Raw genomic sequence first — 26157 nt, forward strand, 5'->3', positions numbered from 1 at the left:
ATATGTCACAAATGAATGATTAGTTATTGGGTAATTTGTGACATTTTTATACGAATCAACTTGTTGATGAAGTGGTGCGCAGCACTAATATTGTGAGTAGTTTAATTTCATTCCATGAAATCACAACGCTTTCGTAGAAAGCTTGTAGTAACTAATAAAAATAGTATTAATGATAAATATGTCACAAATGAATAATTAGTTTTGATCAAAATCTTTAAGCATAACCATCGTTTGTTTTTTGTTCAATAATAAGAATTCATTAATACCACCATCTATCTTATCAATTAGTGATTTTATTTTTTCTTTACCAAAATCAGCACGTCGCCTTTTAAGCCTCTGTCTTTCATTAACACTTAATGATGAGCCGTCTTTTTTCACGATTCTGACTTTTCTTCCAGGTTTTTTATTAAATATTTTGCTTGTTAGCTCTGCACACAAAGCCTCTACTTCTATAAAAATATTGAACTCATCTTTAAAGCGTTTCTGTACATAATGCGCTACTTTGTCATCAGGAAAAATAATAACAGCCTTACTATTATTGTTTGTATCTCGCAAAGATCCTCTAATCGCTGTCTGAAAATAGTTATTGTACTCAGATTGGGCTAGTTGTTCCTCCGTAGTTAAACCATAAATTAATTCATTTAGTTTGAGAATATGATCATTAGGTCTATTAGACCCAGCACATATTATTAGAGTGTTCTCAGTATATTTGTTTGAACCTTTAGTTATGGTACTTAATATGTTTAGGTTAAAATGCTTTTCCAATTTATTAGTAAGTGTAGAAGCTTTATTCTTAGTATTAAGAGAGACTAAACAGTTCTTGTGCTGATTTTTAAATTTTTTTACAATAATTGCAGCTAAGTCGTTTTTAATCGCATCATTGGTAGTAAACTTAGTCGTTCCAACTCTCGTGCTTCCTCCAATAGAAAAAAATGAGATATCGCGATTAGAAAAATTATATCTATGATTTTTAACTATGTTACGTTTAAATTTGATATCGCTCTTTTTCCATAGCTGTACATTTAGATTGTTATCAACTTCATCACCTATCCATACTACTGAAGCAAAGCTATCAGCTATCTTTGGACTTAGTAAAGTAGTTAGATAAAGATCGTAAGAATCTCTAACCTTCCCTTTTAGTGCAATTAGTTGAATATCAGCGGACGTCCCCTTATTCATACATTTCTTTATTTTCAAAATAAGTGGATTAAAAATATTTAGAAGCTCATATCTATCTGTATTTACAGCACTATTGAAAGCTGGATTTACTTTTAATAAGGAAAATACCGCCCCATGCTCAGTCTCGTTAGATTTTACGTATTTAAAGCATTTTAAAATACGGTCGATCTCAAAACCTCTTGCTGAAGCTAATAGATCTGTTTTGAAGCTATTAGATTCGTCATCAATGAATAATATATCTTTTTTTTTGTTCATTTCCTCAAAGTTAAATTTAATAAGGGATGCTGAGCAAACAAAGATACATTTACCGATGTGGTTATGATTTTTCTCTTTAACTACTGCCTTAAATGATTCTGATACATAACTGCTATTAAGGTCAGATTTAACCGTGTATATATTGTCGAGCAGCTCTTTTTTATCAGATGTAGTATGTAACTTAATTAAATTTTTTAGCTCTTCTTTTTTTTCTTCCATAGTTGCAATGCTATGTACGGCAATTACTACGTTAGCCCCATTCAATAATAGATTTATTGATTTCTCAAGTACTAAGGTCGTTTTACCTGAACCAACTGTGCCACATAGCAGTTGAATAGTTTTTTCTGTCTTTGTTAGTTTAATCATTTTTTTACCTATAGACTCTCCTTAAAGAGTATTTTTTTGAACGAAAAAAATTCCCCGACTACAAGTAGAGGGGGAATTAAATAAATTGTTGTGTTTTCTAACACTGCATATATTGTAATATAAGTGTTACTTTAAGTAAATAGCCTGAGCACAAAGCTCATTTATTAACTCACCTTTAATCGTTTCAAAGCTCTTTTCAGAAATTATAGTTACCTTAGAGTGATTACCTTTAGAAGTTATATATTCAAGTTCTTGAGCAAGGCCTAGTTTAATAAAGTGCTTCTTTGCTTTCGTTTTATGTGTTTGCCACCTTTTTTCTGAAACACCCTCAGCTAATATATTCTTTTTCCGGTAAATCAAAAAATTTCGCTTTATTAGTCTATTTTTAATATAACTTTGAAATGACTCAAGTGCAGTTTCTTTAGTTGAATCTTCAGAATACAATTTCAATAAAGTTGGATCAATATGCTCTAGTTTTGTAGATAAGTATGCTTTGCTTCTTATTTCATCAATTGAAAATGCTATTTTACCAAAAACAGTATCTTCTTTTAAATCAGCATATGGGGCTTGCTTATCTTTCAAGGCCATAAGTTGAACTCCAAGGCGTCTACCTGTCTTTTTAACTTGTTCAGGTATATAAAAGAAATCAACACCACCAGCACTTTTTATAATTTCGATAAGCCCATCTTTATGTACAATAATATCCTCTATAAGAGTTGATAACTTTTTTTGTAATACTCTTTTATTCTCAGAGCTTTCGCTAATAATTTTATCGATATACTCTTCGTTATAGTTTTTTTTATCAAAAAAATCTGCCCCAAATATTAATTTAGAACTTTTATACTGAATCTCCTTAATTTTAGCTTCTAGATTATCAATTTCTTCTTTTCTACTATACATATCCACCTCTATTTCTTTGTTGTAGAAAAGATGATTGTTATAGAAGAAAAGTTGCTTCTCATTAAATTCTTCTAACTTAGACTTTAACTTTTCTTTTAAAATTGTAAGCTCTTTTGGATTATCAATATTAAAATTATTGCCTCTAAAGTAAGCAGCAAGATGACTGATTACTATCTTATCAATAGTGTATATTTTTTCTAAGTTATTACATTTCGCGTTAATACAAGCGTAGTAAGTTGCTCCTTTAGTATTTGTACGGATTACAGTCATACTACTTCCACACCCGCAATGAAGCTTCTTCATTCCTGATAGAAGAGTATATTCTTTTCTGCAATAGTTTTGATCTACATTTCCTCTAAATAAGGACTGCAATTGATACCATTCATCTTCATTACAGGCCGCAGGGTAGAAGTTATTCCGCTCATATTTTTTACTAATATACTTTTCTATATTTGTTTCTTCTCTAACTTTAGCTATTGCATCAAGGTCTTTTATTTTCACTACTAATCGACCATAAAGAGAGTGGGATTTTAGTAAATTACGAAGACCTGCTGAAGTCAGCGCTATATTTCTCTGAGACAAGAACTCTAAACACTTGCTTAAGCCGTTGCCTTTTAATGCAAACTTTATTAGTTCTTGTAAGATTGAAAAGTTTGTTGGATGAGCTGTTACTGTTTTATTAATAATTTTTACGTGAAAGGGCACACCTCCTACACCGATGTTATATGGTGCATTATTTTCACCTCTCTCTCCTCTATCAAATTGTTTTATTCTATTAATAGCATGGCTGTTAACTAAAAAAGATTTTTTTACAGACTCTTCATTTGCCAGTGAGAAAGATAAAGAGGCTAATACGAATGATAATTTACCATTATCTCCATGGCGTTCATAAAGACGACAGTCCATCGTTGTGTAGATCTTGACCCCAGATGTTAAAATTTTAGTGAAAATCTCCATAGCATCAGCGATATTTTGTCGGCTTAAGCGATCCAAATGTCTCATAACTATTATATCATTCGGCTTAATCCTTAATTCATCGATGTCAGATATTAAGTTTCCTAGTTCGTTTTTTAGGTTTTTCCCGTGGTATGCAGAGAATCCACTATCGGAATAAATTCTATCGGATAATGTTGTATTAAATTTCTGAGCAATTTCTTCTAATAGTTTTTTATCATTCTGCAAGCTCATCGATAAGCCTTCTAATTGCCTCGATGAAGACACTCTACAATATGCAATAATCGCCAAAATTTAATCCCCAAGTCAGTTTTACATATTGTAACTCAATTAAGTACACAATAAATCCCATCAGTTATATGTTTATTACTTAGCTCCAGCCGACTTACCAAAAGATGGTGGGCGGTTTGATCTGGCTATTGCGGTGGGTATTTTAGTCGCCTCTGGGCAAATAGTGTGTCCTGATATTCATAAGTACGAGTTTTATGGTGAGCTTGCTCTTAATGGTGAAGTGCGTGGTGTAAACGCTATTTTACCTTCGGTACTTGCTGCTAAAGAAGAAGATCGCTGCTGCTTTTTACCTCTTGCAAACGACAGCCTAGCAAGCCTAGTTAATGGCGTTAAACGCAAAGCCGTAAGCTCTATTCAAGAAGTATGGGGCGACCTACTTAATCAACAACCCTTGCCATTAAATATAGAGTACCCCGACTGCACGCAAGCCCCTGACTTTTTACTCGATTTAAGCGATGTTAAAGGTCAGCCCGGTGCAAAGCGAGTATTAGAAATAGCCGCAGCTGGCGGGCATAATTTACTATTTTTAGGCCCTCCAGGTACTGGTAAATCAATGCTGGCCCAGCGAATGGCTACAATTATGCCTACTATGTCGGACGATGAAGCTATTTCAACAGCTGCGCTTTACTCTATTATTGGACAATCCATAGATTTAACTAATTGGCGACAGCGGCCATTTCGTAATCCGCATCATACGTGCTCAGCTGTTGCTTTGGTGGGGGGCTCTTCAAATCCCAAGCCTGGTGAAATTTCTCTGGCACACAACGGTGTGCTCTTCTTAGATGAGTTACCGGAATTCGAGCGTAAGGTGCTTGATTCACTGCGTGAACCAATGGAGACCGGCACAGTAACTATTTCACGTGCAGCTAGGCAAATGGAGTTCCCAGCGCAGTTTCAGCTTATTACAGCATTAAACCCAAGCCCAACGGGGAGCCATACTGATAAGCGGGCAACTCCCGATCAAGTTATGCGTTATTTATCGCGAGTATCAGGGCCTTTTATTGACCGTATTGATTTGCAAATAGAACTACCTCGTTTAACGAGTGTTGAGCTACAAAGTACCAAACCAGAGGAAACCAGTGCTGAGGTTAGAGCAAGAGTTGAGGCTGCTTATTATGTGCAGCTAAAACGCCAAGGTAAGGTTAATGCGAGACTTAATAATAAAGAAATGAGTGTGCACTGTGAACTTGCGCCTGCAGAGTTGCAATTTTTAGCTAGAGCAAGCGAGAAGTTGTCTTTATCGCCACGCTCTTACCATAGAGTAATTAAGGTGGCGCGGACTATTAGTGATTTAAAAGGCGCTGAAAACATTAGTTTAAATGAGCTTAAAGAAGCACTTAATTACCGCGCATTTGAGCGCCTTATTGCGCAATTAACTAAGTATTAAATAGAAAGCATATAGCCTTTACCGCGTACGGTAACGATGCGTTTTTGATCTTTTTCGTCATTTAATTTTTTACGTAAACGACCAATAAGCACATCAACAGTACGATCGTTTGGGCTCCAATCGGGCTGGCCTATTTCTTCTGATATTTTTTCACGGGATGTGGCTTTACCTGCATTACTAATTAAGCAAATAAGCACTTTATGTTCGGCTTCAGTTAAGCGTGACTCAACGCCCGCAGCAGTAATTAATGTGCGGTTATCAGGATGAAGCTTAAAGTCAGCATATTCTATAAACTCTTCGCTTTCGTCGTCTTCTAGGTTAACTGCAACACGCTTATAGAGCGCGCGCATGCGAAGTTCTAACTCAAGTAAATCGACGGGCTTACAAATATAGTCATCAGCACCTTGTGCAAGACCTGCAATACGATCGGCTTGGGAGTCACGACTCGATAATACAATAACGCCAATATCGGTCAGTGTGTTTAATTCTTTTGCGAGCTGAAGCCCGTCGCGCTTTGGTAAGACAATGTCAATTATGGCTAATGATATAGCACCGCGCAGGTTTACCCGCTGCCTTACAATGTTAAGTGCATCAGCGCCAGTGGGGTCTACCTCTATTGTAAATTCGGTATCTGCAAAGTGATTTTGGATGCGTTTAACGAGTAGTTCATCGTCTTCAACCAATAAAACATTAATAGCCATAGTACTTTATTTTGAATGCTTATAGCTCTGTATGGTAGCACCAATAGGTAAATGCTGAGAAGGGGGTTTATTAGTTTTAAGTAACTTAATATTTCAAAGGTGTATAAGACGTTATTAGAGGATGAGGTTAGCACCTTTAGACTAATTAAAAGGTGCTAAATAATTAATTCTACTATTAATAAATCTGTATTAAGTCGTTATTTTAAAGGTTCAGGCTCAGTCATTTTTATACATCGAGTCCCACCATTGAGGCTCGTTTTTTAGCTTTTTATCAAAGTATGCGAGCATAGTGTTCCACCAATCAAATCGTTTATCGCGTGCAAAAATTTGATGGTCGGCGCCTTTGTATTCGATTAACTCTACGTCCTTATTAAGCAGTTTAAGTGCAGTGTACATTGTTAAGCTTTCGCCAACAGGTACATTGGTATCGCTATCACCATGAAGAAGTAGCATAGGTGTTGTTACTTTGTCGGCATGAAATACAGGGCTATGTTGGCTGTAAAGCTCAGGGTTATTCCACGGGAAGCTATTTTTTGATGCTTCGCCAGAATATAAGTAGCCCCACCAACCTTCACCCCAATACGAGGTAATATTAGAAATACCCGCATGAGCTATTGAAGCACTAAATATATCGGTTTTAGTTGCCAATAACATGGTCATGAAGCCACCGTACGATGCCCCTAAGTTACCTACTTTTTTACTATCAACATAGTTGTATTTATTTAAAAAGGCTTGTGTGCCTTCGATAATATCATCTGCGGTGTAGTCGCCCCAGGCATTAACATGCTGCGCTGAAAACTTTTGTCCAAACCCTGTTGCGCCAGTAGGTTGCACTACATAAACAACGTAGCCATTTTCTGCCCATAAGTTAAACGGGTAACGACCTGTAAAACCACGCGTAACTGGTGAAGTACCGCCGTAGTAATACACGAGCGCTGGGTGCTTTTTAGTTTTATCTAAATTGCTTGGAATGTAAACACGGCCCGTTATTTCAACCCCATGTTTATTTTTAAAATTAAACTCTTCTAATGTAGGGAGTCGTGTATTTGCATAGCTACTTGGTTTTGAATCCCATATTAAATCTGTTTTATTTTTACTTACGTTCAGGCGCTTTAGTTGTTGTGGTGTTAAAGCGTTAGTGCCACTTAATAAAATATCGGTATTACGGTCGTGTGAGTAACTAAATTGTTCAACAATATCCAATCCTGTATTTAACTTTTTAAAGCGCTGTTTACTTAAATCAAATAGATAAAGTGGTTGAGTGTCTTGCTCAGTTACTTTAATAAGCGCATCGCCGTTTTCTAAAACGTGCAGTTGGCCAATAGCGGGGTCGAACTGTTTACTGAGTGCTTTTACGTTTTTACCGCCTTCAGTAAGTAGGTAAAGTTGTCCGTCGTAGTTATTAGCGAGCATAGCTTTTGGTAATGCTCTGCCTGCGCCATTTTTAAAGTCAGGGCCTGCAACTACATAAATATCTTTATTTGTATATTTGGCTAAATTAAACGTTTTGAATTTACCAAGCGATGAAAGCTTGTTTGATTTTAAATCGAGTTCAACAAGCTCTGTTTCAGGGTGAGTTGATGCTTGCATTGCCATTACTGGGCGGCTCATTAATACTTTGCCACGGTTACTATTTGAATCTTCAAGGCTGTAAGAAAGAGGACCTTGGCTAAGTGCTTTTGTTAAACCACTTTTAGTATCAAGCATATAAATTTGGCTGATGGAACGTGCATACGACCAGCGATCTTGTAGACCTTTATAGTGCTTGGTTAAGCTGTTAGTGCTCTCAGGTGATTTAGACCAGCTAAACAAAAGGCTGGTGTTGTTATAAAAGGTAAAGCTATTAGCTCCTTCTAAATCGTTTGCTAATGTTTTTATTGAGAAGTTTTTACGGTTAAGTTGTTTAAGCTCACCATTTAACAAATACACTAAATATTGGTTATCTGGACTCCAAATAATGTTACTTGGTTGGCCTGCTTCAAAGCGATAAAGCGTTTGATTGTCTGAATCTTCAAGTATAGTAACTGTATTTGCTTGATTTTGTGTTTTATCACTATAAGTGCGAGTGGTAGTAACGTACTGCTTGGCATTAGGTGCGAGTGATAATTGGCTAATTGTAGGAGCATCAAACAGTTGTTTTGCAGATAAACGTTTTGTTTGTGAAGTGCTGAGCGTAATTTTATCAACCTCGCTTTTAGGTGCAAAATCAAGCGTTACATCGTGCCAATTAGCTACTTGCTGGGCTACTATTAAAACAGTGTGAGTACTGTTATTTAAAGCTAACTTATAGCTATTTTTATCGCCTGTTTGTAGTTCGCCATTAATAAATAACTGCCCTTGCTCAATCCCTTTTAAGGTAAGCGTACCTTGCGTAAAGCGGGTTGTTTCAATATTAAATTTTAGTGCCTGTAACCCACCTAAAGTGAGCGCATTGATTTTATTAAACGGTTGCCAGTTTTGTTTTTTCCCAAATATAGAAAAACTATCGGTGTCTGCTTGTAGTTGCGGCAATAGGTTGTTAATAATCGCACTGCCATGAGGTGTCTGAAAAGGCTTTAACTGCATATCTTCGGCAAGTGGGCCGATAAACTGAATTTTTGATTTATCCAATGGTGCAGCTATTGCAGCAAAGCTTAAGCTGCTAAGTGTTAAAAGAGCTGCTGCGTACTTAAATAGCTTATTTTGATGACACCATGGTGCGCTAAATTTCATTATTATGCCTATTATTATTGGAAGTTTGGCCAAATATAGCATGTATTGTTACCATGCTCACATATCCAATATAGAGGAGAGAAAGTGACTTTACTGATAGTTTATATGGTAGTGGCGATTGTTATTTCGTTTTTATGTTCTGTGATGGAGGCTGTGTTATTAAGTATTTCGCCCAGCTATGTTGCATCACTTAGAAAAAAACACCCTGAGCTTGCTAAACAGCTCGAAAAGCTTAAAAACAATATAGATCAGCCTTTAGCTGCTATTTTAACTTTAAATACAGTTGCCCATACAGCAGGTGCAGCGGGAGTTGGCGCACAAGCGGCTGTCGTTTTTTCCGATGCGGCTGTAGGTATTGCATCAGCCATTATGACATTTCTCGTATTAATTCTTTCTGAAATTATACCTAAAACCTTGGGGGCTAATTACTGGCGAGCTTTAACGCCAAGCGTTACCTACGCTTTGCGTTTTTTAGTTATATCGCTAAAGCCTTTTGTATGGTTTGCTCAAAAGCTAACAAATTTAATGGGTCCAAAGCACGATGAGGCTTATTATATTCGTCAAGAGATAGAGGCAATGGCAGATATAGGCACGGAGTCGGGAGCATTACATCAAGATGAATCTGATATTATCCGTAATTTGTTGCATTTTAAGCATGCAAAATTATGTGATTTAATGACGCCGCGAACTGTTATTTTCAAAATCCATAAAGATTTAACAGTTAATCAGTATTTAAATGAACATGGGTCGTCATCGTTTTCTAGAGTGTTGGTATTTGATAAAGATGCCGATGATATCGTTGGGTTTGTGCATAAAAACGATATTATGCTGGCATTTCACCGCTTAGGCACCGATTACAAAATTAGCAAATTGATTAAGCCTATTTATACCGTACCAACTTCTCAGAACGTATCGTCGTTACTGCAAACTCTTTTAACAAAGCGCACGCATATATGCCTAGTTGTAGATGAGTACGGTGACGTGCAAGGTATTGTAACGCTAGAGGATATGATTGAAGCTTTAATGGGGCTAGAGATTGTAGATGAGCGTGACCAATCTACTAATATGCGCGCAGTAGCAAGGCAGCGTTGGCACAAACGTTTAGCAAGTAGTGCGCATATAGTCAGTGAAGAAGATAAACACACTCGGGGTGATAATTAGTTAACCAGCCCCGATTAAATATTAATACCTCTTTAAGCGGGGCTGCCATCAGTTTTTAGCCAATCTTTAGCCCAAGATATAAATTCGTCTTGTGGTTTAGGGCGGCTAAATAAAAAACCTTGTATAGCTAGTTTTCTTTTATAATGCCTTAAATAAACGAGCTCTTCTGGGCGTTCAACGCCTTCTGCTACTAAGTCTAAATTATCTTTACTCGTAATATTAAATAACGAACTTACGACCACTTGAGAAAATAAATCTGTTTCTATATGGCTAATAAGTGAACGGTCTATTTTAATTTCAGTAAAAGGAAGATTTCGAAGCTGATTCATATTAGTAAAACCAACACCAAAGTCGTCTAGCGATATACCAAAGCCATGCATTCTTAATCTGTTTAGTGTTTCTAATTGCATTAGGCTTGAGAGTGCATGTTGTTCTGTTATTTCTATAATTATGTTACTAGGCGTGAGTTGGTTTAATTCTAAAATGAGCAGTAATTTATTAGGGCAGTTTAAGTCGTCGAGCTGAGTTGGCGATAAATTAAATGCCATTTTAAAATCATGACCTAGTTGCGCTTTCATATTTATGAATTCGCTGGTGGCCTTTTCAAAAAGAGAAAATGTAATTTGATTAATTAAGTTGTGTTGTTCGGCAGTGTTTATAAAACGGTTAGGTAAAATAATATTGCCGTCTTTACTTGATAAAATACGTGCTAAGACTTCAACGCTTTCAATTTTATTGTTATCAGCGTTTATTTTTGGTTGGTAAAAAGGCGTTATTTCATCGTTTTTTAATGCATCAATAAGCTCATCTTTTGAAATGGCTGACTCTTTTAATAAAGTGTGGCTGTTTAATTGCGCCACTTTAATAAGTAACCTACTAACCTGAGACAGTTGCACTGGTTTTGTAATATTACCAATGAGGTGAGCGTTATGTTGTTTCGCGAGATTGGCAGCTAAGCTAATAACTTTATGGTCCATTTCAGAAACAATTATAATACCGCCTTGATAATGTAGCTCTCCTAAGTGGCGGATTAGTTCCATGCCGTCCATTTCGGGCATATTGAGATCAGTAAAAATAGCATCAAAGTAGTTGATATCCTCTTTAACTTTTTCAAGAGCTTCTTTTGCATTCAGGCACGTAGTTATAGTGTTAGACATACCCAATTCGTTAAGTATAGCTTCCATAACGATCAAAATTGCTTTTGAATCGTCAACAACTAAAATATTAGGCACTATCTTCTTCACTGTTATCCCTTTCAATGTATCGCTTGGAGTTACTATAAAAGTAGTAGTGTTTTTTTATTTTGTCAGTATCAAATACTTTTATTTTGAAAATAGTTACCTAGCACCTTCACTCGTGTTTTTAAGCTGATTAGGTATACTAGCGCCATTATTTTAAACGGTCTTAATTATGATAAGAATAGATCTTACTTTAGCCGAGCAACCATTTTCGCTTATGGTGTCTGGGCAAAGAATTGTGCAGGTATTTCACGCGCAACAAGCCATTACCTTTGATAACCCTCGTGAAAACTATTTTCAATTTACTTACGACAACAAAGTAATAGGTATCGATACAGCGGCGGTGAAAGAGCAAAGCATTTCGCTCTTTGTAGATGATCAATTTGCAACACAACTTGCGTTACCAGCACCTACAAATGGGTCACCTAAAAAAGGCTTTTTAGGGCTAGCTGCATTAGGTTTTAAGCTTTTTAAAAGTGCTAAGGTAATTAAAGTGGTGCTTGCAGGGGCTTCTGTTGCAGGCTATGCGTGGTTATTTAGTATTGAATTTGCACTAATGCTAATTGGTTGCTTAGTTGTACACGAGTACGGCCATGTGCGAGCAATGAAATACTTTGGCATAAAAACCAAAGGTATTTATTTAATCCCGTTTGTTGGTGGGCTTGCTGTAAGTGACGATAAAATAACAACCCGTTGGCAAGATGTAGTTATATCATTAATGGGGCCTGCATTTGGTTTAATTACCTCGGTACTGGGTGTCGTTTTATATTACGCCACCGAGATGGAAATATTTGCAGGTGTTGCGGTGCTTAGTGCGTTATTAAATTTATTTAACTTGTTACCTATTTTGCCGCTTGATGGCGGGCATGTATTAAAAAGTATTAGCTTTTCAATGCGTTCATGGATTGGCCTAAGTGTATGTTTACTCGGTGTACTGTTTGGTTTATGGCTGAGCTACACATTTGGCTTAATGTTACTGGTATTCTTTTTGTTTGTAGGTGCGCTGGAAATTGTATTTGAATGGCGAGGCCGTCACTATTCACACTTAATGCCACTAGATAAATATGGCCAAGGCTTTTCAGCAGTTATGTATGCAATTGTAGTAGCGGGGCATGTAGCTGTAATGATGCACTTTGCCGATTCAGAAAATCCAATATTGAGCCTGCCGATGACTATTTTATCGAGCTAGTATTTTTATTTTTCCAACAACATAAGTTAGTTTTTTGCATTAATGTTTTATTTTTTAACTTTCTATGTTGATTTATTGTTAATTGAATTCTAGTGTAATATAAATTAGAACAATCTTAGCGAATCAACTGGATGTTATTTAGAAAGGAAGCTGTCGCTCAGCAAAGTGAGCGTTTAACTGGCGTGATTACGCTAGCACAACCATTATCAATAAAACTTACCGTATTTGTTTTGGTATGTATTGCGATTGTAGTGATAAGCTTCTTATTTACAGCAGAATATTCCCGCAAGGAAACAGTACGGGGGTTTTTAATACCCAATAAAGGGATAATCCAAAGCTTTGCTAGTCAAGGTGGTATGATTGAGCAGCTATTTGTACGAGAGGGTGATGCCGTTACTAAAGGTCAGCCTTTGGCGACCATCATTGTGCAGCAAAATAACAGCCAAGGTATTGCCTTAAGTACCCAGCTTGTTGAGCAGTTAAGTATGCAAATACAATTGCTTAATGACGAAATAACGAAATAACACAAAGCCATACCCTACAAGAACAAGAATCCCTTAACTTGCAAGCGCAAAAACGTGCGCTAACTAATGAGCAAGTGGCATTAAAAAACCAGCTTACACTGACCGATGAAAAACTCGCACTACTTAACCGCCAACAAAGTAATATCAACCAGCTTAATAAAAATGGCTTTTTATCAAATATTGAGCGTGAGCAACAACAGCAAGCTTTGTTAGATGCTAAGCAAGAAAAACAAAACCTAGCACGCTTGCTGATGCAGCAAGAAAACCAATTAAGTCAACTTAGCTTTAATATTGCCAACGTGCCCCAGCAGTATACGTTGCGTATAAATAGTCTTAAACGTCAACAAGCGGATATTCAAAACCAGCTCACACAAATTAAAAGTAACTATCAATATACCATAACAGCCAGTAACAGCGGTGTTGTTACTGGCATTCAAGTGGTTGAGGGTGAAACACTCACTCAAGCAAAACCGCTACTGCATATTATTCCCGAAGGTTCAGAGCTAGTGGCGGAATTGCTGCTACCTACTCGCTCAGCAGGGTTTATTGCGCTTGGTAATGACACTCGCTTACGCTTTGATGCCTTTCCTTATCAGCGCTTTGGTTTTATTAACAGCAAAATTAGTCGGATTGATAAGGCGCTTATTACCCCAAATGAAATACGCCTGCCTATTACCCTGCAAGAGCCTGTGTACCGTTTGCGAGCAACACTCAGCCAACAGCAAATGCAGGCCTATGGTAAGGCGTTTGAGCTGAAAAGTGGCATGTTGTTTGAGGCAGATATTATGTTGGAGCAGCGCACATTAATCGAGTGGTTACTCGAGCCACTGTACAGCCTAAAAGGGCGCGTAAGTTAAGTGTAGCGTTTTATGAAATAAAGAAAAATTTGAAAGTTTTGGTGGTTTGCTAAATGCAAACAACCGAAAAAGACGGCCAGCTTTAGTTAACTTTAGCGAGCAGCTAAAGCTAGCCTATTAACCGCTCACCTTTATTGAAGGGGAGCATATTAACAACCCGATGACTTAATTAAAAAGCATCGGATTTATGGAGTATAACATTATGCGTGAATTAAACGTAAATGAAATTAAAGACGTAAATGGTGGTAATCCTATAGTTGTAGCACTTATTGCTTATAGAATTTATAAAATAGTTAAAGCAGGAACGAAAGCTACGGCTGCTGCTACAGCTTTAGGCGGTGCTGGTGTTGTAGGTAACGAAGTTGGAAAAGCTTTAGCTAATTAATAAGGGACTAATTATGAGAGAGTTAACCAAGAAAGAGCAAAGTAATGTTAGTGGTGGTTTTCCTATATTAGGAGCTATCGCTGCTACTTTTATTGCAGGGGTTATTGTTGGCTATGCACATGAAAAGTACAAACAATACCAAAGTTCTAAAGAAACAAAACAAGCAGGGTGTGAACCGACCTGTTAACTAGCATATTTAGCTGAAAGAGGTAATAGAGTAGCTTTTTAAAGCTGCTCTAAAAAGCCGCAGGAAAATGTATGAATAATATTCAAAAAATTATCTTATCTTTACTTTATATTTTATTAATTCATTTGATCTTTAATGTTTATGAAAAAATAATAAGTCCTGATTTATATTATCCATTATATATAATATTTTTAATGATCCCATCTTATTATTTATATGAATATTTAAAAAATATTAGAAAATAAAACTACTTTAGTTTCGTTGGCAGCTACTAAGAGGAGTTTTATCGTACAGATTGAGGCTATTAATGATACTTTTTCAGCTAGACAGAGGGATTAGAAATTATTTCCAATCTGAATACACGTGTCGCCAAAATAGATATTTTAGTTGTAATTATTGAGATAGCGTCAGTTTTTATTTGTGCATACATATCTAGAAGAAAGTAAAACTATATAGAAAACTTCTTAGTTGTACTTCCATTCTGCCATCTTATTTATAGTGGTAATAATATTAACAACGGAAAATTTACCCTTTATCATGCAAGCTACAATAGAATTTAAAATAAACATGTCAGTTCCTCTAATTCTTCAATCCGAAATAGCCGAATGCGGCCTCGCGTCTATGGCTATGGTTGCGTATTATCACGGCCATAAGCTGGATATGCCTGCCATGCGAAAACGCTTTTCGGCTAATCTAAAGGGTATGAACTTACAGCAGTTGATTGAGCTAGGTGATAATTTAGGGCTAGCTAGCCGTGCGCTACAATGCCCGCTTGATGAAGTTCATAAACTGCAAACGCCGTGTATATTGCACTGGGATATGAATCACTTTGTAGTATTGACCAAAGTCTCTGGTAAAGGATCTTCAGCTAAATTTGCAATTAACGACCCAGCTGTTGGTAAACGCAGTTTAAATAGTAATGAGTTTAGTAAACACTTTACCGGTATTTGTTTAGAGCTCACGCCAACGAGTAAGTTTGAAGCTAAACAAGAAAAAGCGCAGATGAAGTTTACCCAACTTTGGAGCACCATGAAGGGCTTAAAGACGGGATTACTAAAACTGATAGCATTATCACTTGTATTACAGTTGTTTGCCTTGATGACCCCTTATTATATGCAGTGGGTGGTGGATGAAGTACTCATTAGTTTTGATGAATCGTTATTAACGGTGCTTGCTATGGGTTTTGCGCTGATTGCTATTATTTCGGTGGTGACTAATGCGGTACGAAGTTGGCTAATTTTACGTCTTTCCAGCCTTTTGAATATGCAAATGGGTGTGAACTTACTCCGGCACTTATTGCGGCTACCGATGAATTATTTTGAGTCGCGCCATGTCGGCGATATTGTGTCGCGCTTTGGCTCATTAGCGCAAATACGTGAGCGTATTACCACGGGGTTTGTAGAAACACTGGTCGATGGCGTGATGGCTATTACCGTATTGATTATGATGCTAATTTATTCGCTAAAGCTCACTGCAATAGTTGTAGGTGCAATTGTGCTTTACACCTTAGTACGTTTAGCGCTGTATCGTCCACTACATCAAGCCACCGAAGAAATGATTCAATCATCTGCCAAAGAGCAATCGAACTTTTTAGAAAATATTCGGGGTATGCAAACTATAAAATTGTTTGGTAATGAATCGCAGCGCCAAGGTATTTGGCAAAACCGTTATGCAGAGGTAATAAACAGTGAAATTCGTTTAGGGCGTTTAAACATTAGCTTTGATTCATTTAATAAACTGTTATTTGGCCTTGAAAATGTATTGGTGATTTACTTTGCTGCATTGCTAGTTATGAGCAATAGTTTGTCTGTTGGTATGGTACTGGCGTTTATTGCTTATAAAAACCAGTTAACCAGCCGCTTTGCCAACTTAATTGAGCAAATTATTCAATTCAAAATGATGCGCTTACACTTAGACCGTATTGCAGATATAGCACTCACGAAACAAGAAGCTAATCGTGACGGTGAAATGGCCTATACCGGTGATGACGAAGGTAAAGTTAAAGGCCAGCTTACGCTCGAGAATATTTGCTTTAGTTACAGTGAAGAGCAAGCGCCTATTTTAAATAATGTTAATTTAACGCTGAATACCGGTGACTCGATTGCGATTACAGGGCCATCTGGCGCGGGTAAAACTACGCTAATGAAAATTATGCTGGGGTTATTACAGCCGACCTCGGGTAAAGTGCTGCTGGATGGTAAAGATATCACCCAGTTTGGCCTTAAAAACTACCGTAAACAAATAGCTGCAGTGATGCAGGATGACACATTGTTAGCTGGCTCAATCGCCGATAACATCAGCTTTTTTGACCCACAGCCCAATTACTTGAAAATAGAGACGTGTGCTCGTCATGCGGCTATTCATGATGATATTACCAAAATGACTATGGGTTATAACTCATTAGTAGGTGATATGGGATCAAACTTATCTGGCGGTCAAGTACAGCGTTTACTCCTTGCTCGCGCATTGTATCAATCGCCCTGCGTGTTGTTTATGGATGAAGCAACCAGCCATTTAGATAAGGATAACGAGGCGAAAATAAGTGAGCAAATTCAGCACTTACCAATCACACGGATTATGATTGCTCATCGCCGAGAAACTATTAATATGGCTGGCAAAGTCTATCATTTAAATGCAGGTGAATTAGTGGACTTAGGTCAGCAAGGTGAGAGTGCTTAAAGCAATGAAGGCGTGCGTATATTGCACGCCTTTGCACAATGCTTGCAGTTAATAAAAGCTCAATACCAGCGATATAAAAACCCCAGTTACAAATAGCTGCACAACACAAAACCCCATAATATCTTTTGCTTTTAAGCCTGCGATAGCAAGGACGGGTAATGCCCAAAAAGGTTGAATTAGGTTAGTCCACGCATCACCCCATGCAACAGCCATTGCAACGCGAGATATATCGGCACCTAGCTCTTGTGCTGCGGGTATAACAATAGGCGCTTGTACTGCCCATTGGCCGCCGCCAGAGGGTACAAACATATTAACGAGTCCTGCACTTATAAAACTAAAAAATGGCAAGCTATCAGCATCTGCAACGGCAATAAAGCCACGTGATATCTGTTGTGCTAATCCGCTATCAACCATTACCGCCATAATGCCAGCATAAAAAGGAAATTGAATAATAATGCCAGCCCCGCTTGGAATTGCTTGTTGCAGACTGTTAAGTAAATTATGAGGTGTTTGATGCAGCGTAATAGCTAAAAACAAAAATACGGCAATAACGCTATTAAGGTTTAAGTTTCCGCCAGTAATAAAGAAGTAATAGCCTAAATATGCCAAACCTAATAAGCCAATTGTCATACCGAGTAGTTTACTTTGTTCCAAATGTTGGGCAGGTCTGGTTATTGTTGTGGGCTTAGGTGTTGTCTCTTGTAAAAGAGCTGGGTCGATATATACGCTTTCTTGCTCGCTTGGCAGCATATAGCGATTAACGAGCGGCATAATAATGAATAAACCAACTAATATGGCTATATTAAAGCCCGCAAATAAAGTGTGCTCTGTACTCATAATACCAATGCTGGCCTCTGAAAAGTGACCATCGGTTGCGATAGTTAAAGGAATCGAACCCGCTAATCCGCCATGCCATACAACAAAACCTGAGTAAGCGCTGGCTACTAATAATCGATAATCAACACGAGTATGTTTAGCAATTGCTTTGGCAAAAAGGGCACCAATAACTAAGCCAAATCCCCAATTTATCCAGCTCGCTAAAAGCGAAATAAGCGTGACTAATATAATTGCTTTAGGTGCGGTGCTTGCAAATGTTGCTAGCTTTTCTAATAACTTACTTATAGGTGGCGTACTTGCCAACATATAGCCTGTAATTAACACTAGTAGCATTTGCATCGCAAAACTTAATAAGTTCCAAAACCCACCTCCCCACGCTTGTAATACTTCAATGTTAGTTGCGGTTGTAAATAAGCTCGCACTGACAAGGGTAATTATTGTAAGTAAAATTACAAATATAAAGGGGTCGGGAAGATAACGCTCTACAATTTTAGTAAAAGGGCGGGCTATTTTATTAAGCATAAGCACAACTGTTTTGGTTATTATTTTAACGCTAATTAATCATGAAAAATCACCATTGGCAAACAGCATTTAGTCTAATATTTGCGGTTAAAAGCTTAAACATTGCTTAAAAGCATCGCTTACAGTAACGTACTGTTTATAGATAATTTACTAACGAAGACTTTGTATTATGCCGGTGATATTTAAAAGGCTAGCGTTACTTGTTCGCGCTCATATAGATCAGTTGAGTTGGCAAGCAGTGGCATTAGCTATTTTGACTCATATGCTATTAACATGGAGCTTACTATTTATAGCGAATGAGAAAGCGTTAACCTCGCTTACTACCTTTTTTTACTATTACACAGTAACAACATCAACAGTGGGATATGGTGACTTTAGTCCAACTACTGATCTTGGTCGTTGGGTGGTTGCATTAATACAAATTCCATTTGGTTTAGCTTTATTTGGTGTTTTGCTAGGAAAAGCAGGACAAACTGTTACTTACTTAATTAGGCGCGCTATGACTGGTGATAAAAACTTTGCCCACAGTAACCACCATATTATTATTTTTGGTTGGCACGACACTCGTACAAAAAAGATGATTGATTACATTTTGGCAGATACGAAACGTACTGACCGTCGTATTTTACTCGCGGTAACAGAGCAAATGGATCATCCTTTTTTAGCTAACGAAAGCGTTGATTTTGCACGTTTAACGAGTTTTACTAATTTAGCTGAACTAGAGCGGGTAGCTATTCGTAGTGCTGATAAAGTGATTATTGATGGTCAAGATGACGATCAGACATTTACAACAGCCCTGCGCATTAGTCGCTTAGTAAAAGATGATTGCCATATAAGCGCTCACTTTTTAGATGAAACCAAAGTTGAGATGATGTTAGAGCATTGCCAAAATGTAGAGTGTAGTAGTTCAAAATCAGCTGAGATACTCGTACGCTCAATGCAAGATCCAGGTTCGAGCCGTGTGCAAGAGGAGCTGCTATCTACTTTGCACGGCGATACACAATTTAGTTTGAAAATACCAAGCGGCTGCAAAGATATGGAGTTTGGTACTTTGTTTCATCATTTTAAGCTTGAGCATGATGCAATACTGTTGGGTGTTGCTCATAATTTAAGTGCGCAAAATATGGATTTAAACCCACCATTAGATTACAAAGTAAGTGAAGGCGATATTTTGCACTATATATCGGTAGATCGAGTATTAAGTAGTGAAGTAGACTGGTCGAGCCTAGAAAAATAATGAATGAAGTTGTATTTTTAATTGTTGTTTTAAGTGCTTATATATTACCTGTCGTTATTGTACTCAACAGTAGGCGTACACAGGGTCATGAAAAGAATGGCTGGCTAATGGGAATAATTATATTTTCTTGGTTAGGGTTAATGATGTACTTTGCCATTGTGCCCAAGTATGGGCACAAAAAGAAAAAGGCCAAATAGAGTAGTTGGCCTTTACAGCCGCTTTTACTGGCGTAACTACTCTTCTAGTTGCTTAATTTTATGCTCAATTAAAGGATCGTCAGGTACAAGTTGTTGAGCAACTTCTAATAACTGAATGGCATCATTAGGATGCTCATCTTGATGCTTAAGGGCAACATCTATTAATGGCTGAATATCAATTTTTGCCTGATGTTCCTGTACGTGAACTTCTTTTTCATCAATCAAAATATTATGAGCTTTGCTTAATAGTGCTTGACGGTGAGCTGAGTTTACATTCGCTTTATTAAGGCTTTTGTAATAATCCTCTTTAAAACGTAAGGTTTTAGTTTGCATACGAAATTGCGCAATATCAATTTGCTGATGCTGGATAAAATCGACGGCTACTTGCTTATAAAATCCAAACTTATTCAAATATGTGGCATGTGTGCCATGTCCCATACCAAATACTCGTAAGTGAGTTAACTGCTTATAGCGCTTAGCGTGCATTCGGTCTATACGATTAGTAGGATCGTAAATAATATAGCCTTGGGCATCTCCCAAATCTAGATCGTGATAATCTTGCTGCCAATCAAACTGCTGAGCTATATCGGTACTAGAGCGGTCATCCCACGGTACTAATTCTTTATTTTTAGTACTTACCGGATGGAAGAACAACACCTGATTTAGCTTTAATAGTTTAGCAAAAGCGCCAACAGCAAATCCGCCACGACTTAAACCATAGCCAAGTCGACAATTAAACGGCGTAAGTAATGTTGATAATTGCTCGAGAAAAAAGATTAAATTACGATTACGAAACCAATTACTTTTACCTAAATGCTGAAAAGCGATTACGTTTACGTTTTGTTTTTGAGCTAAGTGATAACCCCATGGTGCAAAATCAGGGTGAAGATCTTGCTCTTGCACGTTAGTGCCAGCAGGGGAAAAGGTAAAAAGCAGGGGTTTATTAACGTCAACAAAATCATACTTAACAAATACATCGCCGAGTAAATCACTACCCGTCATGGGTAATCGAGTTTGTTGCTCATTGCGCGGGAGAGTTAACCATTCATCTAACCAATACAGTAATTTCATTAATCCTCCAGCTATAAGTCAGCATAGATCATATCAAACTCAATGAAATTAGGTCAAACCGATAGGGTATTACTGCGCCATTTTGATTATTTCATCCCAGTCATTTTTAGTAACAGGCATTATTGATAGACGTCCGCCCTTTTTAAGTGCGATTTCAGTAATATTGTCATTGGCTTTAATATCTTTAAGGCTAATTAATTTTTTTAAATGGCTTTGATAAGTAACCTCAACAACCACCCAACGTGGTTTATCGCTGGTGGCTTTTGCATCGTAATAGTCGCTGCTTAAATCAAATTGAGTGGGGTCTGGGTAGGCTTCTTTAGTAACCTCGGCAATGCCCGCTACGCCCACGTGTTTACAGCTTGAATGGTAAATCATGACTGAATCACCGACTTTGACGCCGTCACGCATAAAATTTCGAGCTTGGTAATTACGCACGCCTTCCCAAAGAGTCGTTTGTTTTGGTGCATTTTTTAAGTCATCTAATGAAAACGCATCGGGTTCAGTTTTAAATAGCCAGTAAGCCATAACAGTATTCCTAACAAATATTTACTTCCCACTATTGTATAGTATCATTTGGACACTAGGGTAATGAGGAAGAAATAATGAGCCAAGTATTAGATGATTTATTGTCGTTGTTAACACTTGAAGAAATTGAGCAAGGTTTATATCGAGGACAAAGCCAAGATTTGGGCTTTGGTGCTGTATTTGGTGGTCAAGTAATGGGGCAGGCGCTTTCTGCTGCCAAAGAAACTCTACCTGAAGGGCGAATAGTTCATTCATTACATTCTTACTTTTTACGCCCAGGCGATCCGGCTAAACCCATTGTTTATGACGTTGAAACTATTCGTGATGGAAAGAGCTTTAGTACGCGCCGAGTCAAAGCAATTCAGTACGGTAAACCTATTTTTTATATGACCGCGTCATTTCAGGGTGAAGAAAATGGGTTATCGCATCAAGCGACAATGCCTGATGTTCCCGCACCGGAAGAATTACGTTCATCGCTTGAGTTTTACCAAGATAATGCTTCGCATATCCCAGAGGTTATCCGTAATAAGTTTACCCGTGAAATGCCAATTGAAATGCGACCGGTTACTTTTCATAACCCGTTTAAACCAGAGGTTATGGAGCCGGTAAAGCATATTTGGTTTAAAGCTAATGGTGAAATGCCGGACGATCAGCGTATCCATAATTACTTATTAGCGTATGCGTCTGATTTTGAGTTTTTACCAACTGCATTGCAACCTCATGGTGTATCGTTTATGCAGCCAAATATGCAAGTAGCTACTATTGATCATGCAATGTGGTTTCATCGTCCATTTAGAATGGATGATTGGATTTTGTATTCAATTGATAGTCCAAGTGCGAGTAATGGGTGTGGTTTGGTACGGGGGCAGTTTTTTGATCGCCAAGGCAACTTGGTTGCCTCAACAATGCAAGAAGGGGTTATGCGTCAACGCTAACCCCTTCTGTAAATGCATTGCTAGTTACACTGATCTTGAACTATATCGCTGATTGACTGCCAGACGCGTGCTGGCAGTAATGTTTTAAGGTGTGCGTAGGTTTCACATAGTTGTGTACTACCTACTAAGCCCTTATCACCCTCTGTTATTAATGACTCACCACGTAAGTTTTCGATAAAACTAACAAGTACTTTTTTGTCAAAAAACTCAGGTGTTTTTATGCCGTGCAGTGTACCTAAACGTTGTGCGAGTACTTGGCTTTCTCTTTCAAGTTCTGCTTTTTCAATGCCATCACTTGTTTGAATAAAACCAATTACAATAGCGTAACGTTGTAGAGTAAAGCTAAGTGCTCGTCCAAGCATTTCAAGCTTAGCTAGGCAGTCATTACTGTTCGTTATATGAATGTTATTGCCATCAAACTCAATTAAATTTTGATCAGCAAAGTTAGCTAAAATACGCGTTATGTAGTTTTCATCAAGAGGCTGTAAATACCATTCTTTAGCAAATAACGGATAAAACGTTTTTACAAGTTGCTGGCATTGAGCAATCGTAGTGCTGTGTTGTTTAAATAGATGTAGTGCAATTAAGCTTGGTACTGCAAACAAGTGCAAAATATTGTTTCGGTAGTAATTAAACAGTACTTTTTCTTTATCGCTAATAGTAATAATTTCGCCAAACTCATCACTGATAACTTCAAACTTATTAAGCTTTAATGCATGCGTTAGTAATTGCTCTGGTGTTTCGTCTGGTGTAGTTACTTTATTACTGTAGCTGGCATCACGCTGTAAGCGCAGATAAAAATCAAGCTGTGCTAATAGCTTTGGTTTACTCAATGCTTGCTTATCATTAACCAGCAATATCATCGCTAGTAAGTTAACCGCATTAAGCGCCGCTGCATTATTAATTTTAACCATTACTTGGTCGGCAAGTTTAGTTACTTGTGGTGCTAACCATTGTGGCTTTTGCACGTCAGTTGGGTGTATTGAATCACGCCAATCAGGTTGGTTATCGTTTAAGTATTGGTTAATAGAGATTGGATCGCCAAAGTTTAAGTTACCACGACCGTAGTTTTTAAGGTTTTTGATTGCCTTAAAAATACCAAATATAGATTCGCCTTTTTTATCTTTACCATCCAGCTCTTTAAGGTAGGTGTTAATTTCCATGACGTGCTCGTAGCCAATGTACACAGGAACAATAGATATTGGTCTGTCTATTCCGCGTAGCATTGCTTGTAATGTCATAGATAGCATACCCGTTTTAGGCGGAAGTAAGCGTCCAGTCCGGCTTCGACCGCCCTCCGTGTAAAACTTAACAGAGTAACCTTTAATAAACAGTTGGCTTAAATACTCTTTGAATATGGCAGAATAAAGTTTATTACCTGCAAATGAACGGCGAATAAAAAACGCACCAGAGCGTCTAAATATGCCTCCGGCAGGGAAAAAGTTAAGATTTATACCAGCAGCTATATGCGGAGGTACTAAACCCAAATGATAAATAGAGTAAGTAAGCAGTAAGTAATCCATATGGCTGCGATGACAAGGCATATAAATTATTTCATGTCCTTTATCTGTTAGTTCATGAATTTGTTCGGCGTGTTTAATATCAATACCATTATAAAGCTTATTCCATAACCAAGTTAAAAACCTTTCGGCCACACGTATCATTGCTTCAGAGTAATTAGCGGCTATTTCATCAAGTAGCTTAAGTGCATTTTGACGAGCTTCTGTTTGGCTAATGTTTTTAGCGTTAGCTTCATCTTGAATTGCTTTTTTTATAGTAGGTGACGCTAATAATGAATTAAATAATTGCTCACGAGATGGCATTTTAGGGCCTGTAGCAGCTAGCTTTTGGCGCTTAAAGTGAACACGCGCTACGCGTAATAATTTATGAGGTAACTCACTTACGTCGGCTTTTTCATTGACCAAAAGTGATAAGTCGAGTGGTTGGCTAAAGCGAATAAAGTTATCGCGCCCTGAAAATAACACCACAAAAAACTTTCTAAACCAGCTTGGAGTAAGAGAGTGTGTAATTAAAGTACGTAGTCCTGGCTTTTCTTTACCTGGATCGCGCCCCCATAAAATAGTAACAGGCACCACTTGTACGTTTTGCTGACCGCTTTTTATTAAGTACTCAATAATTTGCTTGCCTTGGGCTAAAGCATTGGTTGGTTTTGCTTCATCACCAAATAACGGTGGAGGATTTTTAATACCAATAAAACGGTCTAAATTTTGGGTCCCTAGCACTTGCTCTTCTGTTGGGCTAGGTAGGCCATTCTTTTTACAAACATGCGCCAGCGCGGCTAAATCAAAACGTGAATTTAAACGCACTATGTAAAATGTAGGGTACTCAGGGTTTAGATCATACTGTTTAATAGGATTTTCTGGCAGCACTTTGCTTTTCACAAATAAGCGGCTAAATCCAGCAGACATAACATTTAAACAATAATTAAAAATACGCATCGACTCACCATATTGAGAGTATTAAGGGCAAAATTAGCGCAACAGGATACCATAATATCTAAAAATCCCTTAGTTTGCGCAATTAAGATGTTTAGTTGTTTGTTGACTAGCATCAAAAGCATTAGTTCAAGTATAGCTATTGAACATGTATGGACGCATATTTAATCAAATAAGTATTCATTACATTGTTTCTAAATAGTTGTTGCATTTATCACCAATACCTCTATAATACGCAGGCTTTCAAAATTCCTCTGGGAATTAGAAAGGATAAATTAAGCTTGGATTTCAAGCTAATAAACAGGAGTTCCGATTTGGAACTCAACGTAGATATAATCAAACAGCCGACATCTTAAGTTTTAAGATTGTTTCGGTCGTTTTTTTATGCTCTTTTATATGCTCTTTATATTGAGGTTAAGAATGTCAAATCAACGCATTCGTATTCGCCTAAAAGCTTTTGACCACCGTTTGATTGACCAATCAACGGCAGAAATCGTGGAAACTGCGAAACGCACTGGCGCACAAGTACGTGGTCCAATCCCACTACCTACACGCTTTGAACGTTTTACTGTACTAACTTCACCGCACGTTAATAAAGATGCGCGTGATCAGTACGAGATCCGCACCCATAAACGTCTGATAGACATCGTAGAACCAACTGACAAGACTGTAGACGCGCTTATGCGTTTAGATCTTGCTGCTGGTGTTGATGTTCAAATCAGCCTGGGTTAATCGAAAGATTAGAGAGGTTTTAGGAAAATGGCATTAGGTCTAGTCGGTCGTAAAGTGGGTATGACACGAATCTTCACTGAAGATGGTGTATCTATCCCTGTGACAGTTATTGAAGCGACACCTAACCGCATTGCTCAGATCAAATCTGACGCAACAGACGGTTATAACGCGCTTCAAGTAACCGCAGGCACTAAAAAAGCAAGTCGTGTAAACAAAGCTAAAGCGGGTCATTTCGCTAAAGCTGGTGTTGAAGCGGGTCGCGGTCTGTGGGAATTCCGCCTTAACGGTGGTGAAGGCGATTTTGAAGTAGGCGCTGAGCTTACTGTTGAATTATTCAACGAAATCAACAAGGTTGACGTAACCGGTACTTCTAAAGGTAAAGGTTTCCAAGGTGGTGTTAAGCGCTGGAATTTCAGCATGCAAGACGCTACACATGGTAACTCTCTATCTCACCGTGCTCCTGGTTCAATCGGTCAAAACCAATCACCTGGTAAGGTGTTTAAAGGTAAGAAAATGGCCGGTCATATGGGTGCTGAGCGTGTAACGACTCAAAACTTAGAACTAGTTCGCGTTGACGCTGAGCGTAATTTGCTTTTAGTTAAGGGTGCAGTACCTGGAGCTATTGGCGGTGACGTTATCGTTAAACCAGCTGTTAAAGCATAAGTCCTGGAGATTTA

At 37.8% G+C, this 26157-nt stretch carries 21 protein-coding genes and 1 pseudogene; 13 read left to right on the forward strand and 9 right to left on the reverse strand.

Features of this window, described 5'->3' with window-relative positions:
• Positions 1-195: 195 nt before the first annotated feature.
• The gene (locus tag H5160_RS05120; RefSeq protein WP_182736999.1) at positions 196-1800 is read right to left on the reverse strand and encodes a hypothetical protein; all 1605 of its coding nucleotides are present in this window, start codon (positions 1798-1800) and stop codon (positions 196-198) included.
• Positions 1801-1926: 126 nt separating this feature from the next.
• On the reverse strand, positions 1927-3945 hold the full coding sequence (locus tag H5160_RS05125) for a recombinase family protein (protein ID WP_182737000.1): 2019 nt from the start codon (positions 3943-3945) through the stop codon (positions 1927-1929).
• Between the two features lie 79 nt (positions 3946-4024).
• Here H5160_RS05125 and H5160_RS05130 point away from each other — a divergent pair.
• Positions 4025-5332 (forward strand): annotated as a pseudogene (locus tag H5160_RS05130) (YifB family Mg chelatase-like AAA ATPase); the annotation flags it as partial.
• Here the strand turns inward: H5160_RS05130 and H5160_RS05135 are convergent.
• Positions 5329-6033, reverse strand: a complete 705-nt coding sequence (locus H5160_RS05135; RefSeq protein WP_002957913.1) for a response regulator transcription factor — start codon at positions 6031-6033, stop codon at positions 5329-5331. The pseudogene H5160_RS05130 and the gene H5160_RS05135 sit on opposite strands and share 4 nt — an antisense overlap.
• Positions 6034-6249: 216 nt before the next feature.
• Entirely contained in the window at positions 6250-8745 is a 2496-nt protein-coding gene (locus H5160_RS05140; protein WP_182737001.1) for a S9 family peptidase, read from the reverse strand.
• An 84-nt stretch (positions 8746-8829) separates the two neighbouring features.
• On the opposite strand from H5160_RS05140, the gene H5160_RS05145 reads away from it, so the two are divergent.
• Positions 8830-9906, forward strand: a complete 1077-nt coding sequence (locus H5160_RS05145; protein WP_002957910.1) for a hemolysin family protein — start codon at positions 8830-8832, stop codon at positions 9904-9906.
• Positions 9907-9938: 32 nt separating this feature from the next.
• Here the strand turns inward: H5160_RS05145 and H5160_RS05150 are convergent, their stop codons facing one another.
• Complete coding sequence (locus tag H5160_RS05150; RefSeq protein WP_182737002.1) at positions 9939-11150, reverse strand: EAL domain-containing protein; 1212 nt, start codon at positions 11148-11150, stop codon at positions 9939-9941.
• Between the two features lie 166 nt (positions 11151-11316).
• Here H5160_RS05150 and H5160_RS05155 point away from each other — a divergent pair, with 166 nt between their 5' ends.
• The 6 genes from H5160_RS05155 to H5160_RS05175 all read left to right on the forward strand — a co-directional run bounded on the left by H5160_RS05155 (position 11317) and on the right by H5160_RS05175 (position 16965).
• Complete coding sequence (locus tag H5160_RS05155) at positions 11317-12333, forward strand: metalloprotease (RefSeq protein ID WP_101217613.1); 1017 nt, start codon at positions 11317-11319, stop codon at positions 12331-12333.
• A 131-nt stretch (positions 12334-12464) separates the two neighbouring features.
• On the forward strand, positions 12465-12857 hold the full coding sequence (locus H5160_RS20375) for a biotin/lipoyl-binding protein (RefSeq protein ID WP_259416711.1): 393 nt from the start codon (positions 12465-12467) through the stop codon (positions 12855-12857).
• A gap of 38 nt (positions 12858-12895) precedes the next feature.
• Complete coding sequence (locus H5160_RS05160) at positions 12896-13714, forward strand: HlyD family secretion protein (protein WP_259416713.1); 819 nt, start codon at positions 12896-12898, stop codon at positions 13712-13714.
• Positions 13715-13916: 202 nt separating this feature from the next.
• Positions 13917-14099, forward strand: a complete 183-nt coding sequence (locus H5160_RS05165) for a hypothetical protein (protein WP_133120273.1) — start codon at positions 13917-13919, stop codon at positions 14097-14099.
• A 13-nt stretch (positions 14100-14112) separates the two neighbouring features.
• The gene (locus H5160_RS05170) at positions 14113-14286 is read left to right on the forward strand and encodes a hypothetical protein (protein WP_155945840.1); all 174 of its coding nucleotides are present in this window, start codon (positions 14113-14115) and stop codon (positions 14284-14286) included.
• A 567-nt stretch (positions 14287-14853) separates the two neighbouring features.
• The gene (locus H5160_RS05175) at positions 14854-16965 is read left to right on the forward strand and encodes a peptidase domain-containing ABC transporter (RefSeq protein WP_182737003.1); all 2112 of its coding nucleotides are present in this window, start codon (positions 14854-14856) and stop codon (positions 16963-16965) included.
• Positions 16966-17013: 48 nt separating this feature from the next.
• Here H5160_RS05175 and H5160_RS05180 read toward each other — a convergent pair whose 3' ends face one another.
• Positions 17014-18324: a short-chain fatty acid transporter gene (locus H5160_RS05180; protein ID WP_182737005.1), complete on the reverse strand. Its 1311-nt coding sequence runs from the start codon at positions 18322-18324 to the stop codon at positions 17014-17016.
• 169 nt (positions 18325-18493) lie between these two features.
• Here H5160_RS05180 and H5160_RS05185 point away from each other — a divergent pair, with 169 nt between their 5' ends.
• Both H5160_RS05185 and H5160_RS05190 read left to right on the forward strand, forming a co-directional pair.
• Entirely contained in the window at positions 18494-19561 is a 1068-nt protein-coding gene (locus H5160_RS05185) for a potassium channel family protein (protein ID WP_182737006.1), read from the forward strand.
• Complete coding sequence (locus H5160_RS05190; protein WP_149603303.1) at positions 19561-19758, forward strand: PLDc N-terminal domain-containing protein; 198 nt, start codon at positions 19561-19563, stop codon at positions 19756-19758. Before H5160_RS05185 ends, H5160_RS05190 begins: the two co-directional genes overlap by 1 nt.
• Before the next feature lie 36 nt (positions 19759-19794).
• Here the strand turns inward: H5160_RS05190 and H5160_RS05195 are convergent, their stop codons facing one another.
• Entirely contained in the window at positions 19795-20829 is a 1035-nt protein-coding gene (locus H5160_RS05195; protein WP_182737007.1) for a cytosolic protein, read from the reverse strand.
• 69 nt (positions 20830-20898) lie between these two features.
• Positions 20899-21357, reverse strand: a complete 459-nt coding sequence (locus H5160_RS05200; RefSeq protein WP_182715852.1) for an EVE domain-containing protein — start codon at positions 21355-21357, stop codon at positions 20899-20901.
• A 77-nt stretch (positions 21358-21434) separates the two neighbouring features.
• Here H5160_RS05200 and tesB point away from each other — a divergent pair, with 77 nt between their 5' ends.
• Positions 21435-22292 (forward strand): acyl-CoA thioesterase II, encoded by an 858-nt coding sequence (gene tesB / locus H5160_RS05205; protein ID WP_002957902.1) that lies wholly within the window; start codon positions 21435-21437, stop codon positions 22290-22292.
• A gap of 20 nt (positions 22293-22312) precedes the next feature.
• Here the strand turns inward: tesB and plsB are convergent, their stop codons facing one another.
• A complete protein-coding gene (plsB, locus tag H5160_RS05210) occupies positions 22313-24751 on the reverse strand; it encodes a glycerol-3-phosphate 1-O-acyltransferase PlsB (RefSeq protein ID WP_182737008.1) in 2439 nt (812 codons plus the stop codon).
• A gap of 417 nt (positions 24752-25168) precedes the next feature.
• On the opposite strand from plsB, the gene rpsJ reads away from it, so the two are divergent.
• Complete coding sequence (gene rpsJ, locus H5160_RS05215) at positions 25169-25480, forward strand: 30S ribosomal protein S10 (protein ID WP_002957900.1); 312 nt, start codon at positions 25169-25171, stop codon at positions 25478-25480.
• A 27-nt stretch (positions 25481-25507) separates the two neighbouring features.
• A complete protein-coding gene (gene rplC, locus H5160_RS05220; RefSeq protein WP_002957898.1) occupies positions 25508-26143 on the forward strand; it encodes a 50S ribosomal protein L3 in 636 nt (211 codons plus the stop codon).
• Positions 26144-26157 lie beyond the last annotated feature (14 nt).

The sequence above is a fragment of the Pseudoalteromonas sp. SG43-4 genome, assembly GCF_014164325.1.
Taxonomy (GTDB): Bacteria; Pseudomonadota; Gammaproteobacteria; order Enterobacterales; family Alteromonadaceae; genus Pseudoalteromonas; species Pseudoalteromonas distincta.

Excerpts from the sequence above, each read along its gene's own strand:
- H5160_RS05140 (WP_182737001.1), bottom strand. The coding sequence starts at position 8,745 with ATGAAATTTAGCGCACCATGGTGTCATCAAAATAAGCTATTTAAGTAC.
- H5160_RS05195 (WP_182737007.1), bottom strand. The coding sequence starts at position 20,829 with ATGAAATTACTGTATTGGTTAGATGAATGGTTAACTCTCCCGCGCAAT.
- H5160_RS05175 (WP_182737003.1), top strand. The coding sequence starts at position 14,854 with ATGTCAGTTCCTCTAATTCTTCAATCCGAAATAGCCGAATGCGGCCTC.
- rplC (WP_002957898.1), top strand. The coding sequence starts at position 25,508 with ATGGCATTAGGTCTAGTCGGTCGTAAAGTGGGTATGACACGAATCTTC.
- H5160_RS05180 (WP_182737005.1), bottom strand. The coding sequence starts at position 18,324 with ATGCTTAATAAAATAGCCCGCCCTTTTACTAAAATTGTAGAGCGTTAT.
- H5160_RS05185 (WP_182737006.1), top strand. The coding sequence starts at position 18,494 with ATGCCGGTGATATTTAAAAGGCTAGCGTTACTTGTTCGCGCTCATATA.
- rpsJ (WP_002957900.1), top strand. The coding sequence starts at position 25,169 with ATGTCAAATCAACGCATTCGTATTCGCCTAAAAGCTTTTGACCACCGT.
- H5160_RS05170 (WP_155945840.1), top strand. The coding sequence starts at position 14,113 with ATGAGAGAGTTAACCAAGAAAGAGCAAAGTAATGTTAGTGGTGGTTTT.
- H5160_RS05165 (WP_133120273.1), top strand. The coding sequence starts at position 13,917 with ATGCGTGAATTAAACGTAAATGAAATTAAAGACGTAAATGGTGGTAAT.
- H5160_RS05135 (WP_002957913.1), bottom strand. The coding sequence starts at position 6,033 with ATGGCTATTAATGTTTTATTGGTTGAAGACGATGAACTACTCGTTAAA.
- H5160_RS05190 (WP_149603303.1), top strand. The coding sequence starts at position 19,561 with ATGAATGAAGTTGTATTTTTAATTGTTGTTTTAAGTGCTTATATATTA.
- H5160_RS05155 (WP_101217613.1), top strand. The coding sequence starts at position 11,317 with ATGATAAGAATAGATCTTACTTTAGCCGAGCAACCATTTTCGCTTATG.
- H5160_RS20375 (WP_259416711.1), top strand. The coding sequence starts at position 12,465 with ATGTTATTTAGAAAGGAAGCTGTCGCTCAGCAAAGTGAGCGTTTAACT.
- H5160_RS05120 (WP_182736999.1), bottom strand. The coding sequence starts at position 1,800 with ATGATTAAACTAACAAAGACAGAAAAAACTATTCAACTGCTATGTGGC.
- plsB (WP_182737008.1), bottom strand. The coding sequence starts at position 24,751 with ATGCGTATTTTTAATTATTGTTTAAATGTTATGTCTGCTGGATTTAGC.
- H5160_RS05200 (WP_182715852.1), bottom strand. The coding sequence starts at position 21,357 with ATGGCTTACTGGCTATTTAAAACTGAACCCGATGCGTTTTCATTAGAT.
- tesB (WP_002957902.1), top strand. The coding sequence starts at position 21,435 with ATGAGCCAAGTATTAGATGATTTATTGTCGTTGTTAACACTTGAAGAA.